Genomic DNA, 18,782 nt, shown 5'->3' on the forward strand with positions numbered 1-18,782 from the left:
TATAAAATTTAATTGAAATAAAGTATGGATGTATCCATCACTCCATCTCCGCTTTCTCTCTTTCTGCACGCTTCAATTTCTTATTCGAGCTAAACAATCGATAAACAGCTGGGATTAATAGCAATGTGATAAATGTTGCGAATAGTAATCCTGATATAATAACGGTAGCCATTGGTGCTTGGTAACTACTAGACATGCCAGTTGTAATGGCTAGTGGAAGCATACCTGCAGCTGTAGTGAAGCTAGTCATAAAGATAGGACGTATTCGATTTCGGCCTGCTTCGACTAGAGCATCTGTAACGATATAACCTTCACTTCTTAGTTGTTTCGTACGGTCAATGAACAAAATTGCATTGTTCAATACAATTCCGATTAGCATAATAATTCCCATAGCAGATAAGGCGCTTAATTCTCTTTGAGTGAAGAACAGACCTAAGATGACGCCGACGATTGTCATTGGAATAATAGACATAACAATAATCGGATGGAATAGATGGTTAAATTGAACTGCCATTACTAAATAAACAAGGAAAATCGCAATCCCGATAATACTTAGAATTTCCATCATTAATTCCTGTTGTTGCTCTAAATCACCAGCGATATCTATTTGATACCCGTCAGGTGTGTCGTAGTCGGCGATTAATTGTTGTACCTCTCTATTAACAGAGCCTAAGTCTGTTTCTTCCATCTCAGCTGATATCGTAATATATCTTGAACCATCAATGTGATTAATTTGGTTCGGGATCTCTGTTTCCTTCAGCTTAATGAATGTCGATAATTTTTTCGGACCTTCTAATGTTGGTACTTCCATGTCTAGTAAAGCTTTCTTCTTTGTAATTTTATCTTCCCATTCTACTTGAATAGGTATTTCTTTATTATCCAACATTATTTCATCAATAGGCATCGCTAAAAGTGTTTGCTCCATATAATTTTTCACAGAAGAGGAGCTTAGTCCACTATCTTGAATGGCTTCTTCATCTAGTTCAATTACTTCTTCTATGGAAGTACGCTCTCCTGAGTGATTAACACCGACAATACCTGATATCTCGGATAATTCATCTGCGAAGTTATCAGCAATCGATTCAAGCTCATTTAAGTCATCACCTTTCACGATTAGTTGAATAGGTAAGTTTGCATCTGCAGATACAGAGCTTTGTATGCTTGCTATTGGTAGTGTATCCTGTAATTCACGTAAAGATTTTGAAATGTCTTCGTTGACTTCTTTTTGTTCTCTCGTAATATCATCACCTGTTGTTAAGTTAATGATATTAATGAGTATGTTTTCATCTTCCATTACATAGTTAGCTTCTACGTCTTGAATGTTGCTAAGTGTATGATTTATTTCTTCAATAATTTCATTTTTTTCTGTAGGTGTTACACCAGGCTCTAATTCAGTTATTAGTTCGGTATAACGATTAAAAACGTCTGGCATAATTGTCATCGGAATCTTTGGCAGAAGGAAGAAGGAACCTGCTAAAATGACAATAAATAAACCGATGATTGCTGCACTATTTCGCTTTTTCTTCACAATCCATTTTACAAAATGAGTGTAGCCAGTTATAAGACGACCGTTGTTTACTTTGATACGGTCATTTTTCTTTTTCAAAAAGCGATCAGCAAATGTCGGAATAACCGTAAAAGAGACAAGAGCAGAGCTGACTAATGTGATTGCTACGACCATTGATAACATGATCATAAATCTTCCTATTTCACCACTGATTAGACCGATAGGTACAAAGACAACGATTGTTGTTAGCATCGAAGCAATAACAGCTGTTGCTACTTCTTTTATTCCTTGTAAAATAGCATCCAGCTTATCGTATCCTTGTTCTAGCTTACGGTAAATCGATTCTAAAATAACGATGGAGGAATCAACCATCATTCCAATTCCTAAACCTAATCCAATTAACGATAGCATATTAAAGCTGTAATCAAATAGCCACATCGCGATAAAAGTAAGTAATATGGATGTAGGTATGGCAAAGCCGATAATGAGTGTTGCCCTTATATTACGAAGGAAAAGAAATAAAATAAAGATGGATAAGATCGCACCAATAATAATATTTGCGGTAACTCCACTAAGTGCTTCTTCTACATAATCAGCTTGTGCTACTATTTCATGTAGTGCAAATTCATCGATTAGTCCTTCTTCTTTTATTTGATCAATTTCATCTCGAACAGCATGGGACATGTCAATTTCGGTGGAGCCAGAAGAACGGCTGATTTGCACTAATATAAAATCTTTTGATCCATTTTTCCATACAACGGAATTGTTTTCTTGTGGTTGAAGAGAAATATCTGCAATATCATCTAGGCTAATGATATCGTCTGAGGTTTGAATGGGTAAATTCTTTAAGGCATTAGTTGAGTCAACCGAAGAAATCCATCTTAATGAAGGACTGTCCTCTTCACTTTCTAATTGTCCAATGGTGGATTCGGTATTTGCTTCGTTAATAGTTGCAATAACATGCTGGAGATCGATTCCTTGATCGATCACTTCATCACGATTAAATGATACGACAATTTCTTCTTGATAAGCTCCTTCTAAAGCAACTTCTTGCACTTCTTTTAGATTTTCAAGCCGAGGTTTTAATACCTCTTCGGCAAAGTTTGTTATCTCTACCATATCGTCGCCAGATAAATCGAGGTAAAATTCATAGCCTCCAGATGTAGAGTATAATCCTGCGGCATAATTTTGAATAGTGCTCGTATCAGCAGCAAGTGCTTGGACGGCATTTTCTATTTCAGGAATCACTTCCTCGCCCTGATCTGTTGCAAGTGTAATCGTGGTAGTGCTTTGACCAATGGAAGAGTTAGAGGTAATAGTCTCAACCCCATCGATCCCTTCGAGTTGGCGCTCTAAAGGATTAGTAATCGTTTGTTCTACATCAATTGCCGTCATATCTCCGGCATTGATATCGACATATGCCGCATCCATGTTAATAGGGGGCATCAGTTCTTGGTCAAGTTTAAGTATCGCTTGAATGCCTAATACTAAAACTAACACAACAACTAAACTAACAAGAATTTTCCGTTTGACAATAAAAGCTAGCCACTTCAATAATATCTCCTCCTGATTTTTCATAAATATTTTGTAAGCCTTCTAAAGAAACTGAGATGTTTATGTTGTATGAAATTTCATGCTGTACATTTGAGAATATGTAAGATGAAGACTTAATATTTCTAGCAATTTTATTGTAACGGTTGAGTGGTACTTGAGGTATTGTCCTTCGGGCGTAACTTTTCTAAGACTAGAGGCGTAGTTGATGTTTTACTATGGTGTAATCATCCATAATTTTTTAACTGATTGCACTGTTGTTTTATCGAGTTTTGAACTGATAGATCTATTACTTTATGCTATACTAAAGGGTGTGTCTTATCAAAAAAACACAACTTTTAAATATAACATAAACTATGGTGGTATAAACGAATGAAACGTTTTTTTATAATATGGAAAGAAAGTATAAAATCTTGGTGTCTGTCTAGCTCCAAGCGCCCAGAAACTAGGCGACTTCACGAATCTCCCTACGATAAGTCATCATCGGATCGCGAGCTCACCGTGATTCCTTTATCTCAGTTGATTTGCTCCAGCCGCGACGTTTCTAAACGGGCATCTGGCGCTTTTCTTATACTTTTAATAATGTTATGTGGTTGTAATCAAACTACAGGGGAGAATGGAGCAATGTCTGCTCAAACATCTCCTCATTCACAAAAAATAAAGAAGGAATTAACTTTCCCGACAAAACCGTTAGATAGATTTTGGCATATTGATGGAGTGGAATTAGAAGCGAACTCTGTTATGTTGATGAATGCGGAAACAGGTCATGTCATTTATGAAAAGAATAGTGATAAAGCATTACCGACAGCGAGTATGTCGAAAATGATGACAGAATTACTTGTTTTAGAAGCAATTGCGAGTGGAACAATTGATTGGGATAGCGAGGTAGAAATTAGTGACTATGCTTATCATATTTCACATCAGCCCGGATTTGCTTCAGTTGACTTGTCGAAAGATACTAGCTATACGGTACGAGAGTTATTTGAGGCAATGGCAATACATTCAGCAAATGGGGCTGCTATCGCACTAGCAGAAACGGTTAGCAATAGCGAAAAGTTATTTGTAGCAAAAATGAACGAACGAGCAGCACAACTTGATTTACGTGATTCATCATTTGTTAATAGTACAGGACTGGATAATAAAGATTTAGATGAATACTATTCAGTAGGGAATGTTGAGGATGCAAATAAAATGTCTGCACATGATTTGGCATGGTTAGCAAAATACTTAGTTGACACGTTCCCGGGATTATTGCAAGTAATAGAGCAGCCTAGCTATCAAGCGAATGGTCATTCATATCCGAATACGAATTGGATGCTAGATGGAGAGTTTGCTTTTGATGGAGTTGATGGTTTAAAAACTGGTTATACGGATATAGCTGGTTACGGTTTTACAGGAACAGTGGAAAGAGATGGAGTCCGATTAATTTCTGTTGTAATGGGGACGTCCTCTATGACCGAACGTTTTACCGAAACAACAGAGTTATATGAAGAAGCATTTGATTGGGACGATAAAGATAACAAGGAGAAGCATAATGCAACATAGAGGATGGATCATTTACAATGGAAATCTTTACAGTAAAAAGTTTTCAGAGCAAGTAGAATGGCTGAAGACAACGGCACTAGCGTTCGATATCGAATTAACACCAATGAAAAATAACGAGCTGGTTGTTCTTATTGAAGGAGGAAAAGCTATAATTAAGCCTCCGATAGAATTGCCAGATTTCGTTTTCTTTTGGGATAAAGACTTGTTTTTGGCCCGACAGTTAGAGGAGTTGGGACTTAGATTGTTTAATCAAGCGAGCGCTATAGAAATCTGTGATGATAAAGCATTAACGTATCAACAACTTGCAGGACATGGTATCCGTATGCCGAAGACTATTATTGCACCGAAAATATTTATAGATTTAACAGATACTTCTCATTTATCACATGTAATAGAGAGCCTTGGATTTCCTATGGTAATCAAAGAAGCATTTGGCTCATTTGGTGAGCAAGTTTACTTAATTCATAATGAGCAAGAATTATATGATAAAGTGACAGAGCTTGGAAACAAACCATTCCTTTTTCAAGAATTTATTCAGACAAGTTATGGTAAAGATCTCCGCTTAAATGTTGTAGGAGATGAAGTAAAGGCAGCGATGTTACGTAAGTCTGATCATGATTTTCGAGCAAATGTTACAGCAGGTGGGAAGATGTATACTTATCAGCCAAGTGAACAAGAAAAAGACCTAGCAATAACATGTACAAAATTAGTCGGTGCAGATTTTGCAGGTGTGGACTTACTAATTGGTGAAAATGGTGAACCAATCCTCTGTGAAATTAATTCTAATGCCCATTTTAAAAATATTTACGATTGTACGGGGATTGATTTGACACAAGCGATGCTGAAGTATATAAAGGAGACTATTTCATGAAGGCATGGTTGATTTACCGCAAGGAAGATGCTAATAAAAATCATGGATTTATTGATTGGCTGATTACAGAAGCACAGCTCCTAGGGATTGAACTAGATCTTGTTATGCATCATGAATTAGTGTATGGAGTACGAAATGGTCAGCTTTTTGTAGAGTGGCAAGGCAAGACTAATCCTGCATTTGTAATCATGCGTGCAATTGATCCCCTTTTGTCAGAACAACTTGACTTGCTAGGTATACGTGTTTTTAATCAGTCGAGGGTAGCAACTGTTGCGAATGATAAGGCTAGAACCCATCAATTACTAGCGAAATATAGCATTCCGATGATAGATACACAGTTTGTCAGTAAGGAAGAGTTGTTAGCAAGTTCGTTTGCCTCTCCTGTTGTTGTAAAGGCAGTTAGTGGAAGAGGTGGTAACCAAGTTTATTTGATCGAATCAGTAGCAGATCTTCTGCCACTTGTGCATGAGCGATATATTGTACAGAAAAAAGCAACACCTGGAAAAGATTTACGTGTTTTCGTCATGGGAGATCAAATAATTGGTAGTGTACTACGTGAGTCTACTACCGATTTTCGAGCTAACTATACGCTTGGTGGGAAAGCTAGTTTGTATCAATTATCTGCTGAACAACATGAACTAGTTCAAAAAATCATTACTATTTTCCCTGTTGATTTTGCAGGTATTGATTTTGTCTTTGATGAAAAGGATAATCTTTTGTTCAACGAAATAGAGGACATTGTTGGTAGCAGAACACTGACAAGCTTGACAGATATAAATATTGCCAAGCTGTATATCGAATATATTTTGCACAATATGAAAAGTGTCCAGTAAATTTTCAGTCTCGTTTTCCCATTAATCCATAAAAGAATAATTTCGTAACATCTTCTGTTAATGGTAATATCTGTTCGACTGCTTCGTCTTTTTTCATATATTCAGTAAACATTTGAATATACATCATGATGGCTGTATTGGAGATGTTCGGATCAATATAGCCTGATTGTTTCCCCTCATCAATTAATTGCGTGAATAGTGGAATCGTTTTTTCTTGATACATTCTTGCGAGAAATGATCCCTCAGTAGTAAAACTATTCATTATATATTGATATAATTCTTCATTTATTTTTACTGCGTCTTGTGTTTTGTTGAAAACAAACGCTTCAATTTTTTGAGGAAAACGCAGATCACTATCCATAACATCTTGGAATTTCTGATATTCCCTCTCCACAAAATATACCATTGTTTCATAAATAAGATTATTTTTACTTTCAAAATAATTATATATCGTAACTTGTGAAACATTTGCTTCCCTTGCTATTGTGGCAATTGGTACATTTTTAATGCCCTTTTCGGTAAAAAGTTGCAGGGATGTTTCTAATATGTTCTTCATTTTCTGTTCGGTTCGTTTTTTAAATCCATCCATTACTGTCACCTCTTCTCTTCTATTTTAAACAAAATTATGAAATGTAACAATCTAATTATTTCAAAAAATGCTTGATAAACGATAGGAGTTTCTATATTATGAAATATATAAGGTTGAATATTTCAAAACTTAGGAGGTTTTGATATGAACATGATGGAGGTAAAAGGGGTAACGAAGAAATTTGGTACGTTTACTGCATTGAATGGTATTGATCTTGAAGTGAATAAAGGGGAAGTTTATGGCTTTATTGGGCCGAATGGTGCCGGGAAATCGACGACTATTCGTGTGTTATTAGGAATTATTCAAGCAACTTCAGGAAGTGCGAAAATCTTTGGCAAAGATGTCTGGAAAGATGCTGTGGACATTCATCGTAAGGTTGCATACGTACCAGGAGATGTACATCTATGGGAAAACTTATCAGGTGGGGAGATCATTGATACTTTTTTAACGTTCCGAGGTGGGATTAACAAAGAAAAGCGTGACCAATTGATTGAACGGTTTCAGCTTGATCCTCGTAAAAAGGCAGGCACTTACTCAAAAGGTAACAGACAGAAGGTTGCTTTAATTGCTGCTTTTGCTTCTAATGCTGATTTGTTTATTTTAGATGAACCAACGTCAGGATTAGATCCATTAATGGAGCAACATTTTCAGCAATGTGTAAAAGAAGTGAAAAGTGAAGGGAAAAGTGTTCTATTATCCAGTCACATTTTATCGGAAGTAGAAAAGCTTTGTGATCGTGTTGGCATCATTAGACAAGGTGAGATGATTGAAACAGGTACGCTAGAAGAATTACGTCACTTAACAAGAACGAATATGGTAATCGAAACAGTTGAATCAGCTATATCCCTTAAGGAGCATCGTGGAGTTCATCAATTCAATGAACAATCTGGTGTTTACACATTTCAAGTAGATCCAGAAGAACTTGGACATGTCATGCAATTAGTTGGCAATTTAGGGGTAAAGCGAATGGAAAGTACTCCACCGACATTAGAAGATTTATTTATGCGTCACTATCAGATGGAGAAGGAGTGATGATATGCTGTTTCATCAATTGCCATTACTGTTGAAGTTCCATTTTCGACAAAATTGGTTAGCTAGTATCATTTGGATGATTTCTATTGTTGGAATGACGGTATTAGTAGCAGGATCATTCAATGGGCTATTTGGTTCGGAAGCAGAGCGAAATACAATGGCACAAACATTAGAAAACCCTGTAATGGTTGCGATGGTAGGACCAGTTTATGGTATAGATAATTATACAACTGGTGCGATGATGGCTAATCAAATGCTCCTATTTACTGCAATTGTGCTTTGTTTAATGAGTATTTTTATGATGATTAAATTAACACGAAAACAAGAAGAAGAAGGGAAATATGAATTAATTCGTTCCTTACCAGTTGGCAGATTAGCAAGCTTAAGCAGTGCAGGTATATTGGTTGCTTTTGTTAACCTGTTAATCGGAGTTGTGACAACAGTTAGTTTAATTATCTTGAATGTAGAAGGTATGGATGTAACAGGCTCGCTAATGTATGGTGTGATTCTAACCATCTCAGGTTGGATGTTTGCGGCGATTACGGCAGTCATTACACAATTGACGGAAACATCACGTGCAGCATTGGGATTATCTATCACGGTATTACTCGTTGCTTATTTAATTCGAGCTATTGGTGATGTAAGTAGTGAAATAGTAAGTTTGTTCTCACCATTAGGTTTGATATTGCGAGCAGAAGTATATGTGGAAAATTATTGGTGGCCAGTGTTTGTAGCAATGATGATGACACTAATTCTATCTCTACTTGCTTTTTATCTGCACAATCGACGTGATTTAGGTTCTAGTTTACTGCCAGCCAGATTAGGCAGGAAAGAGGCCTCGAAGTTATTGTTATCACCTTTTGGGTTACTGCTACGTTTGCAACGTGTTGCCATTGTTGCCTGGTTAGTCGCTATGTTTGTACTTGGTGCTTCTTATGGTTCTGTTTTAGGTGATTTAGAATCATTTTTTGCTGATAATGATATGTTGCAGCAAATGTTAGGAGAGCATCCAGATTATACGTTAACAGAACAGTTTATGACTATGTTAATGGTGATAATCGCCATCTTCGCAACCATTCCGATGGTGTTACTGTTTTTGAAGATTCGCGCAGAAGAGAAGAAGGAGCGGAACGATCATTTATTAACGACAGGGATTTCACGTTATCAATTAATGAGTTACTATTTGACGATTTCCCTATTGGTTGGAGTCATTTCTTTAGTCATTGCTATATATGGATTGTGGGTAGCAGGTGCAGCGGTGATGGACGATCCAATCCCATTTACGAACTTCTTAAAGGCCGGTATGTCCTATTTACCAGCGATGCTGATTATTTTAGCGTTAGCGAATCTTTTGTTCGCTTTCTTACCTAAATGGACGTCGTTTATATGGGGGTATTTAGTTTTCTCCTTCTTTACGGTGTATTTAGGTGGGATGTTAGATATTCCTAATTGGTTAGCGAGCTTATCTAGTTTTCATTACATCCCACAAATTCCGGTAGAAGAATTTACGTGGATACCATTAATTGTGTTGCTCATAATCAGTATTGTCGTATTAGTCATTAGTCAAATTGGTTATCGTAATCGAGACGAAATAGGATAGGTGGGGCAGAATTAATGCTCCACCTTCAATGAATAATGAGTAGGATGTTGGTTTTCATAGCCTATTTCAGGGAAGATAAAAGTCCACGGCATGCTTGTTTTAGCTGACAATCGAAGTCGTTCTTCCTTGATATGGCGACTAGCAATGTGCCTGTCTCCTTGAAAAAGTTGGATGGTAATGTTTGTTAAGTTTGTTCCTTCCGGTTGGAAATTATGAATTAAACTGATAATGAGTAAGTCATTGCGATGATTAATTGCACTTCTAACCGGAACAAACGTAATCCCCTCTTCAGCATTTTTTTTAGTTTGTTCAAAAACCTTCTTTATGTTTAAACGATCTTCTTTACTAATCGTTCTGTCCCACGCATCTTCAAAAAATAACTTTTGCATGAATACACCTCCAATCATCATTATATCAGTAAATAATGGGAAGGCTATAATATGAAGAAAAAACAGTGTAAAAGAAAAAGGCCGAACAGATTCGTTCGACCTTTACGCTACATTCTTAGCTTATTCATTAACAGGAATAATAGCACCGTTATATTCTTCTTCCATAAACGTTTGGATTTCTTCTGAACGTAAAACTTCCACAAGTTTGTGTAATGCTTCATTATCTTCATCTTCTGAGCGTGCAACAATTAAGTTAGCATATGGTGAATCAGATTCTTCAAGAATTAATGCATCTTCTGTTGGAACAAGGCCAAACTCAATAGCATAGTTTGTGTTGATAGCAACAAGTGCATCTTCTTCTCTTTCGTAGTTTTGTGTTAGGAATGCTGGCTCAATTCTTGTTTCAAATTCTAAATCTAATGGATTATCAACAACATCATCTACCGTAGCATCATCAGGATTCACATTTTCATCTAGTGTGATTAAATCTGCTTCCTGAAGTAATGATAAGATACGACCATGTTCAGGAGTATTACGACTCATGATAAATACAGTACCTTCTTCAATATCATCTATACTTTCAATGCCTTTAGAATAAATACCGATTGGTTCAATATGAATTCCACCAAGGTTAGCGAAGTCATAACCTTTTTCATTTCTTTCATTTTCTAAGAAAGGTATATGTTGATAATAGTTAGCATCTATTAGACCACTATCCAAATCCTGGTTAGGTAGGACAAAATCTTGGTATGTTTCGATTTGTAGGTCAATACCTTCTTCTTTTAATAATGGAACAGCCTTTTCAAGGATTTCTGTGTGTGGTACAGCAGAAGCACCAACGACAATTTCTGTTAAATCACCTGAAGTTTCTCCTTCATTATTAGAACTTTCTTCCTCTTCAGAAGTCCCGCAGGCCGCTAGAACAAACAGTAATAATGTTGTAAACAATACAGCTAATAGTTTTTTCATCGTTTGTCATCCTTTCATGAATCACTTTTATCTTTTATCTATCGCTTTGGATAGCATGTCCCCAATAAATTGAAAAATAAATACAAGTATAACAATGAACACAGTACATACAAATACTACATCAAAATTCCAGCTTTGGAAACCTTTCATATAAGCTAAGTCACCTAAACCGCCAGCTCCGATTACACCTGCCATTGCTGTGTAACCAACTAATGAAATGGTTGTAACGGTAATACCAGAGATAATTGCAGGCATTGATTCTGGTAAGAGAACCTTGAAAATAATAGTAGATGCTTTGGCACCCATCGATTTAGCTGCTTCGATTACCCCTTTGTCGACCTCTTTTAGACCAATCTCGACAAGGCGAGCATAAAATGGAGCAGCACCGATAATCAATGCAGGTAATGCAGCTTTCCAGCCACGAATAGTTCCCATTAGGAAATCAGTGAACGGGAATAGCAATAAGATTAGTATGATAAATGGTATGGCACGAAACACATTGACAACAAGCCCTGTAATAAAATTAATGAATTTATTCTCCCATAAATTACCTTGGTCAGTAAGAAATAATAACAATCCGAGGAGAATACCTAACACAAAAGTGCCAATACCAGCAATAATTGTCATGTACAATGTTTCAAGTGTTGCAACCCACATATCTTCCATTACAACATTAGGAAATAATGTTTCAAACATTTCTTAACACCTCAACTTCCACACCGGTGTTTTTCATATAGTCAATTGTTTCTTGTAACACGCTATTCTCACCGATTAATTCGACAAATAATGTACCGTAAGCTCCTTCTTGTGTCGGTGTAACAGAACCTTGTAAGATGTTAATTTCTACATCGAATGTTTTTGCTACTTCACTAATAAGTGCTCGTTTTGCCCGGTCACCGATAAAGTGTAGTTTGACTACTTCACTATCTTCACGGTCATTGATAAATGCAGCTAAGTTATCTTTTTCATGTTCTAATGGATTAAGCTGCTGTACAAATCGTTTTGTTGTTTTAGATGTTGGTTTTACGAAAACGTCGAGTACCTCGCCAGTTTCTACAACTTTTCCATTTTCCATAACGGCAACACGATGACAGATTTTTTGAATAACATTCATTTCGTGCGTAATCAAAATGATTGTAAGTCCGAGTTTCTTGTTAATGGAAACGAGTAAATCTAAAATATCATCGGTCGTTTCTGGGTCAAGTGCGGAAGTTGCTTCGTCACACAATAAAACTTCTGGGTCATTAGCCAATGCTCTTGCAATACCAACCCGTTGCTTTTGACCACCACTTAATTGTGAAGGATAAGCGTTCTCCTTACCAGCAAGTCCGACAAGATTAATTAATTCCAATACCTTTTCTTTTCGCTTGGACTTCGGCACCCCAGCAATTTCTAATGGAAACGCGATATTGTCATAAACAGTACGAGACCATAATAAGTTGAAATGCTGAAAGATCATACCAATCTTTTGTCGTTTCTCTCTTAACTGATTGCTTGGCATTTTGGTAATATCTTTATCATGAATCAGGATTGAACCGTCTGTCGGTTCTTCTAAACGATTGATCAGTCGGACAAACGTACTTTTCCCAGCACCACTGTACCCAATCACGCCGAAGATTTCGCCTTTGGCTATATCAAGTGAAACATTATCAACGGCTTGAACTTCTTGATTTTTCGTCTTATAACGTTTCGATAAATGTTTAATACGAATCATGTTAACACTCCTCTCTGTGTAGGTATTATACCTATAAAAAATCCCTTCTGTTCAAGAGGACAGAAGGGATACTAAGTCAATTGTCCTCTCATCTTTCAAAGCGTATAAGCCTTGATGGAATTAGCACCTGTCAGTTTTGCTGACGGTTGCCGGGTTTCATAGGGCCAGTCCCTCCACCACTCTTGATAAGAGATTTCGTATACATTTTTATGCATTATATCATATCATTATACGAAATATTCGTCAATTCATAATCAAAAAGTTAAATTATTCAGAATAAAGAGAAAATACTTTATCACACTAGCGTGATAAAACGATGTAGTCTATAATAGAAAACAGACTTTCAAAAATAGAAATACATTTCATCCGTGGGGGAAATAGCTATGAAGAATATCATCATTGTAGGAAGTAGTGGGGGGAATCTATTTAATTTAGGTGGGAAAGATCCAGACAGGTTACTTGAAGAGATTAGGATACAAGCTGACAGCGCAGGATTAGAAATAACCGCTGTGCAATTTATCGGTGCTGATGAATCAATGGATAATGCAAAAGAAAATAAAACAAATGCTAGATTATGGGCGATAGATGAAGAGGGCAATTTTGTTAAAAGTAATAAGGAGCGCTTGATAGGGATTAATCAAGAAGCAAAATTACTAGATACGAAGATTGCTGAAAAAATAGACCAAGGTAATGTAGATGGTTTAATTGTATTGAGTGGTGATCCAGAGGAAACGAATAAACAAGTGATCGATGCTGCGGTAAGAGGGCAGATACCAATCGTTGGAACCGGTGGTACGTCGATGGCACATATCGCTAGTAAGGGAGCTAACGTTATTTCCACTTCAGGTACGACAGGTACAACTAACCGTACACGAGCGGTTTCCTTTGTTACTGCTTTAAGTAAAAAGTTAGCTATTTCATATAAACCAATTCTTGGTAAACATGATGAGCACATGACAACGGGAACAGGCTTGAAAAATATTAATATTAGAGGAATTATGATGTCTGCTTTACCTGGTTTTATTGCGATGGCGCTAGTATTAGCGTTAAGTAAAATACCGGGTTTCGATCCTTTGGGTGATGTGTTTGATTTATTAATTGGGGCGCTGCCGGTTATGATTGCAGTAATAGCAGCAAAACAAGTATCAGAATTAGATGAAGTATCAATCGTTGCGGGCGTAATAGCAGGAGTGCTCGCAATTGATGGTGGAATTATCGGTGGGATGATTGCTGGTATTTTAGCAGGATTACTTGTTCGTTTCTTATTTGGAAAATTCGTTGAGTGGCGTTTTCCGATGACTACGGTTAATATTGCTGCAGGTGGTGTTGCGGGTTTAATAGCAGGATTGTTAGTTTATTATTTCATTGCTCCGATAGCTTTATTTATCGGCGATGGGATTAAAGAATTGATTGAAACAGCTGTTGCCTTCAATCCTATTTTAGCAGGTGCAATTGCAGGTGTACTTATCTGGCCAGCAATAATTGGAGGAGTGTATCATGCAGCGATATTGCCAATCGTTTTACTAGAGATGGAACGAACAGGGAATAGCTTCTTAGGTGCAGTTGATATGGTTGGGCTAGTGATGGTTGCAGCTGGAATTAATTTAGCTAATATTATTCGTCCACGTGATAAAGGGGAAGCAGCAGTTGCAGCGCCAGGTTTTACTATTAATATGGGATTCGGTACATTTGTAGAATCTGCATATCCTTTTATGTTTTCTAACAAATGGATATTTGCAGGTGCGTTACTATCAGGTAGTGTCGGAGGTGCGTTAGTTGGCTTATTTGATATAAGAGGAACAGCATACGTACCAACTTTTACAGCACCATTATTAGCGAATAATGCTGTTGGATTTATTATCGCGATGATTGTTCCATTGCTAATAGCATTTACGATTACATTAATTGTGAATACATTTCATAAGAAAAAATAACAAAAGCCGAGCAATTCTTTTTTTGGAAATTGCTCGGCTTTCTGTTTGTATGAAAGAAAGTTCGTTTAATTAATCAATGATTGTAATGGTGCTGGAACTCTACCACCACGTTTGATGAGCTTCTCAGAAGAGAATGGATTCACACCGATAATTGGTGCACGTCCAAGTAAACCACCGAATTCGACTGTTTCGCCTTCTTCTTTTCCGACAACAGGAATTACACGTACTGCCGTTGTTTTCTTATTAATCATACCAATTGCAGCTTCATCGGCAATAATCGCTGATAATGTTTCAGGACTTGCGTTTCCTTCTAAGGCAATCATATCAAGTCCAACGGAGCAGACACATGTCATTGCCTCTAATTTAGAAAGGCTTAGTGCACCGTCCTCAATACCACGGATCATACCGTTATCTTCACTGACTGGAATAAATGCACCACTAAGACCACCTACATAAGAACTAGCCATTGCGCCACCTTTTTTCACTGCGTCATTCATTAATGCTAAAGCAGCGATTGTACCGTGTGTACCAACACGCTCTAGGCCGATTTCTTCTAAAATCTCAGCTACACTATCATTTTGTGCATTGGTTGGTGCTAAAGAAAGGTCCATAATACCAAATGGTACATTTAAACGTTCTGCTACAACACGACCAATAATTTCACCAGCTCTTGTTATTTTGAACGCTGTTTTCTTAATAACATCTGATACTTCACCAAGGTCTGCATCAGGGTATCGTTTCAATGCATTAAGCACAACTCCCGGTCCACTTACACCAACACTTAAGACAGCTTCCCCTTCACCAGCTCCATGAAAAGCACCTGCCATAAATGGATTATCCTCAACTGGATTACAGAAAACAACTAATTTTGCACAACCAATACTGTTATTGTCCTTTGTTAATTCTGCTGTTTGGTGAATAATCTGTCCCATTTGTGCCACTGCATCCATATTAATACCTGTTCTAGTTGTAGCAATAGAGATAGAGGAACAAACACGCTCGGTTTTACTTAAAGCTTCTGGCAAAGCATCAAGCAAGATTTGCTCTCCTTTAGAAATACCTTTATGTACGAGGGCTGAAAAACCACCAATAAAGTCTACTTCTAATGCTTGTGCTGCTTTGTCTAATGTTTCTGCTAATTCAATTGCTTGTTCTTTTGTTGCGTTACCTAATAGTTCTGCAGCAGGAGAGATGGCAATTCGCTTGTTAATAATCGGCACACCATATTCTTTCGCTACTTGATTAGCTGTCGACTGTAGATCTTTCGCGTAGCTAGTAATTTTTTCGTATACTTTTTGTTTTACTTTTTCGAAATCATGGTCGGCACAGTCACGTAAGCTGATTCCCATCGTTACTGTACGAATATCAAGGTGTTCCATTTCCACCATACGTATCGTTTCTTGAATTTCCGTAAACGCTATTGGCATCTGTTTTCCTCCTTATACGCGATGCATTGCTTGAAAGACATCTTCTAATTGAATGTTGATTTTTAGTCCTAGTTCTTGCTCAAGCGGTTGGAATTTTTTTTGTAATGTTTCAAGACTACTCGGATCTTTGATTTCAATCAACATAATCATGGTGAAGAATCCTTCAAGAATGGTTTGGCTAATATCTAAAATATTGACATCATTATCTGAAATGATTGTTGTTACTTTCGCGATAATTCCTACTTGGTCTTTACCAACTACACTGACTACTGCTCTTTTTTCCATATATGTCACCTCATTTTTTGTTGTAATGGTATGCTTTCGTTTTTTATCATAGTGCAAACGTCTGCAAATCTCCTACATCTTTCTGATAGGTCTCACTTTATTATACCCTAAGCTTCCTTTTTTGCTAAATAACAAATCATCGCATACAATAAAGAAGAATGCCTGATGGAAGGAGTTTTTTCATGAAAAAGGATATAAAATTAATTGCTTTAGACATGGATGGTACTTTGTTAGGTAATGACCATCAAGTATCTGAAACAAATAAAAAAGCAATCCAAAAAGCACGTGAAAAAGGTGTAGAAGTAATTATTTCTACAGGAAGACATTATCAGACAAGCTCTGATATTGCAAAAGAATTAGATATTCATTATTTAATTACGGTTAATGGAAGTGAAGTATGGACGATGACAGGTGAACTAATTGCTCGACAAACACTTGATGCACGTGTCATTGAAAAACTCGTTGAATTAAAAGAGAAACATCAAACATGGGCATGGCTATCCTCAACAGATCAAATCTGGCGTGGGGAAGTACCAGAAGATATTTTAGCACATCAATGGTTAAAATTCGGCTTTGATACAAGAGAGCAGCAAACAAAAGATAAGATTTGGCAAACGATAGAAAGCTGGGAAGGTATTGAACTAAGTAACTCCAGTCCAACTAATATTGAAGTCAATGCAGTTGGTGTGAATAAAGCAGCTGCTATTGAGGTAGTTTGTGAGCGTCTTGATATAAATATGTCGCAAGTAATGGCTATGGGAGACAGTTTAAATGATATCAAAATGATTGAACAAGCTGGGCTTGGTGTTGCGATGGGGAATGCACAAGAAAAAGTAAAAAGTGTTGCAGACTGGGAAACGACATCCAATCATCAAGATGGTGTAGCAAGAGCAATTGAGGAATGGGTTTTATAGGTGAAAAAGCCGTTGGATATTGCTTTCAGTGCTTGTTTTTAAGTAAATAAGATATAATATAAAGTGAAATAGTCAGATCACTACTGTTATCTTTCATTTCGTGCTAAAATAGATATGGATATTACATAGTGACTTTAAAAAGGAGCGAATAAAGAGGATGTCAAAACAACAATTTGGTGTGATAGGTCTTGCTGTTATGGGTAAAAACCTTGCTCTTAACGTAGAAAGCAGAGGCTACTCTGTAGCAGTATTTAATAGAACTTATCAAAAAACAGAAGACTTTTTGAATAATGAGGCAAAAGGTAAAAACTTTGTCGGTGCAGAAACGATCGAGGAATTCGTTGATTCTTTAGAAAAACCTCGTAAGATCATGCTTATGGTACAAGCTGGTCCAGCAACGGATGCGACAATTGCTTCTTTAAAACCACTTCTTGATGAAGGTGACATTTTAATTGACGGTGGTAATACGTTCTTCAAAGATACAATGCGTCGTAACGCAGAGTTAGATGAATCTGGTATTCACTTCATCGGAACTGGTGTATCTGGTGGGGAAGAAGGAGCTCTTAAAGGACCTTCTATTATGCCAGGTGGACAAAAAGAAGCATATGATAAAGTTGCACCTATTTTTGAAGCAATCTCTGCTAAAGTGAATGAAGATCCATGTGTAACGTACATCGGACCAAATGGTGCTGGTCACTATGTAAAAATGGTACACAACGGTATTGAATATGGTGATATGCAGTTAATCTGTGAAGCATATTTCATCATGAAAAATGTACTTGGTCTTGGAGCAGATGAGCTTCATGAAGTATTCGCTGAGTGGAACAAAGGGGAACTAGATAGTTACCTAATCGAAATTACAGCAGATATCTTCAAGAAGAAAGACAAAGAAACTGGTAAACCAATGGTAGATGTTATCCTTGATACTGCAGGTCAAAAAGGTACAGGAAAATGGACAAGCCAAAGCTCATTAGACTTAGGTGTGCCATTACCAGTAATCACTGAATCTGTATTTGCTCGTTTCATTTCAGCTATGAAAGAAGAACGTGTACATGCAAGCAAAGTATTACAAGGTCCATCAGCACAGGAAAAACCATATGAAGGCGATAAAGATGAGCTTGTTGAAGCTATCCGTAAAGCACTTTATATGAGTAAAATTGTTTCTTATGCACAAGGTTTCGCTCAAATGCGCGAAGCTTCTGAAGAAAACGGTTGGGACTTACAATACGGAAATATTTCTATGATTTTCCGTGGTGGATGTATCATCCGTGCACAATTCTTACAAAAAATTAAAGAAGCATATGACCGTGATCCAGCGCTTGCGAATTTATTGCTTGATCCATACTTCAAAGAAATCGTGGAAAGCTACCAAACAGCGCTACGTAAAGTTCTTTCAATCGCTATGGAACGTGGTATTCCAGTACCAGGCTTTGCTAGTGCATTAGCTTACTATGATAGCTACCGTACAGAAACATTGCCAGCAAATCTTCTTCAAGCACAACGTGACTACTTCGGTGCTCACACTTACCAACGTGTTGATCAAGAAGGCGTGTTCCACACTGAATGGTTAGAAGACTAATATAAGAAAAACCTCTTACCTAGAATGATGGTAAGAGGTTTTT

The 18,782-nt window shown here is 37.1% G+C and carries 16 protein-coding genes and 1 riboswitch; of the genes, 8 read left to right on the top strand and 8 right to left on the bottom strand.

Annotated features, from left to right (window positions below):
• Positions 1–37: 37 nt before the first annotated feature.
• On the bottom strand, positions 38–3,061 hold the full coding sequence (locus tag SH601_RS12810) for an efflux RND transporter permease subunit (protein WP_319958719.1): 3,024 nt from the start codon (positions 3,059–3,061) through the stop codon (positions 38–40).
• 621 nt (positions 3,062–3,682) lie between these two features.
• Between SH601_RS12810 and SH601_RS12815 the strand changes: the two genes are divergently transcribed.
• Genes SH601_RS12815 through SH601_RS12825 form a run of 3 tightly spaced genes read left to right on the top strand, consistent with a single transcriptional unit; the run spans position 3,683 to position 6,307 of the window.
• A complete protein-coding gene (locus tag SH601_RS12815) occupies positions 3,683–4,603 on the top strand; it encodes a D-alanyl-D-alanine carboxypeptidase family protein (RefSeq protein WP_319958720.1) in 921 nt (306 codons plus the stop codon).
• Positions 4,593–5,474, top strand: coding sequence for an ATP-grasp domain-containing protein (locus SH601_RS12820; protein ID WP_319958721.1), 882 nt, complete (start codon positions 4,593–4,595; stop codon positions 5,472–5,474). Before SH601_RS12815 ends, SH601_RS12820 begins: the two co-directional genes overlap by 11 nt.
• Positions 5,471–6,307, top strand: a complete 837-nt coding sequence (locus SH601_RS12825; protein ID WP_319958722.1) for an ATP-grasp domain-containing protein — start codon at positions 5,471–5,473, stop codon at positions 6,305–6,307. The genes SH601_RS12820 and SH601_RS12825 overlap by 4 nt, the downstream gene beginning before the upstream one ends.
• Before the next feature lie 4 nt (positions 6,308–6,311).
• Here the strand turns inward: SH601_RS12825 and SH601_RS12830 are convergent, their stop codons facing one another.
• Positions 6,312–6,896, bottom strand: a complete 585-nt coding sequence (locus SH601_RS12830; protein ID WP_319958723.1) for a TetR/AcrR family transcriptional regulator — start codon at positions 6,894–6,896, stop codon at positions 6,312–6,314.
• Between the two features lie 144 nt (positions 6,897–7,040).
• On the opposite strand from SH601_RS12830, the gene SH601_RS12835 reads away from it, so the two are divergent.
• Positions 7,041–7,928, top strand: a complete 888-nt coding sequence (locus SH601_RS12835; protein ID WP_319958724.1) for an ABC transporter ATP-binding protein — start codon at positions 7,041–7,043, stop codon at positions 7,926–7,928.
• A gap of 4 nt (positions 7,929–7,932) precedes the next feature.
• Positions 7,933–9,528, top strand: a complete 1,596-nt coding sequence (locus SH601_RS12840; protein ID WP_319958725.1) for an ABC transporter permease — start codon at positions 7,933–7,935, stop codon at positions 9,526–9,528.
• An 11-nt stretch (positions 9,529–9,539) separates the two neighbouring features.
• Here the strand turns inward: SH601_RS12840 and SH601_RS12845 are convergent, their stop codons facing one another.
• From SH601_RS12845 to SH601_RS12860, 4 genes are all read right to left on the bottom strand, one after another.
• Positions 9,540–9,917, bottom strand: coding sequence for an SLAP domain-containing protein (locus tag SH601_RS12845; RefSeq protein WP_319958726.1), 378 nt, complete (start codon positions 9,915–9,917; stop codon positions 9,540–9,542).
• Positions 9,918–10,037: 120 nt separating this feature from the next.
• Positions 10,038–10,886: a MetQ/NlpA family ABC transporter substrate-binding protein gene (locus SH601_RS12850; protein ID WP_319958727.1), complete on the bottom strand. Its 849-nt coding sequence runs from the start codon at positions 10,884–10,886 to the stop codon at positions 10,038–10,040.
• Positions 10,887–10,913: 27 nt separating this feature from the next.
• On the bottom strand, positions 10,914–11,582 hold the full coding sequence (locus SH601_RS12855; RefSeq protein ID WP_319958728.1) for a methionine ABC transporter permease: 669 nt from the start codon (positions 11,580–11,582) through the stop codon (positions 10,914–10,916).
• A complete protein-coding gene (locus SH601_RS12860) occupies positions 11,575–12,600 on the bottom strand; it encodes a methionine ABC transporter ATP-binding protein (RefSeq protein ID WP_319958729.1) in 1,026 nt (341 codons plus the stop codon). The genes SH601_RS12855 and SH601_RS12860 overlap by 8 nt, the downstream gene beginning before the upstream one ends.
• Positions 12,601–12,685: 85 nt before the next feature.
• Positions 12,686–12,792: riboswitch (SAM riboswitch) on the bottom strand.
• A gap of 191 nt (positions 12,793–12,983) precedes the next feature.
• Here SH601_RS12860 and SH601_RS12865 point away from each other — a divergent pair.
• Positions 12,984–14,534, top strand: a complete 1,551-nt coding sequence (locus SH601_RS12865) for a PTS sugar transporter (protein WP_319958730.1) — start codon at positions 12,984–12,986, stop codon at positions 14,532–14,534.
• Positions 14,535–14,599: 65 nt separating this feature from the next.
• Here the strand turns inward: SH601_RS12865 and SH601_RS12870 are convergent, their stop codons facing one another.
• Complete coding sequence (locus SH601_RS12870) at positions 14,600–15,961, bottom strand: PFL family protein (protein WP_319958731.1); 1,362 nt, start codon at positions 15,959–15,961, stop codon at positions 14,600–14,602.
• Between the two features lie 12 nt (positions 15,962–15,973).
• A complete protein-coding gene (locus tag SH601_RS12875; protein WP_319958732.1) occupies positions 15,974–16,246 on the bottom strand; it encodes an ACT domain-containing protein in 273 nt (90 codons plus the stop codon).
• A gap of 182 nt (positions 16,247–16,428) precedes the next feature.
• Here SH601_RS12875 and SH601_RS12880 point away from each other — a divergent pair, with 182 nt between their 5' ends.
• Complete coding sequence (locus tag SH601_RS12880; RefSeq protein WP_319958733.1) at positions 16,429–17,160, top strand: Cof-type HAD-IIB family hydrolase; 732 nt, start codon at positions 16,429–16,431, stop codon at positions 17,158–17,160.
• A gap of 157 nt (positions 17,161–17,317) precedes the next feature.
• Positions 17,318–18,739: an NADP-dependent phosphogluconate dehydrogenase gene (gndA, locus tag SH601_RS12885; protein ID WP_319958734.1), complete on the top strand. Its 1,422-nt coding sequence runs from the start codon at positions 17,318–17,320 to the stop codon at positions 18,737–18,739.
• Positions 18,740–18,782: the final 43 nt, after the last annotated feature.

Origin of the sequence: Gracilibacillus pellucidus (genome assembly GCF_033949965.1) — a bacterium.
Lineage (GTDB): Bacteria > Bacillota > Bacilli > Bacillales > Amphibacillaceae > Gracilibacillus > Gracilibacillus pellucidus.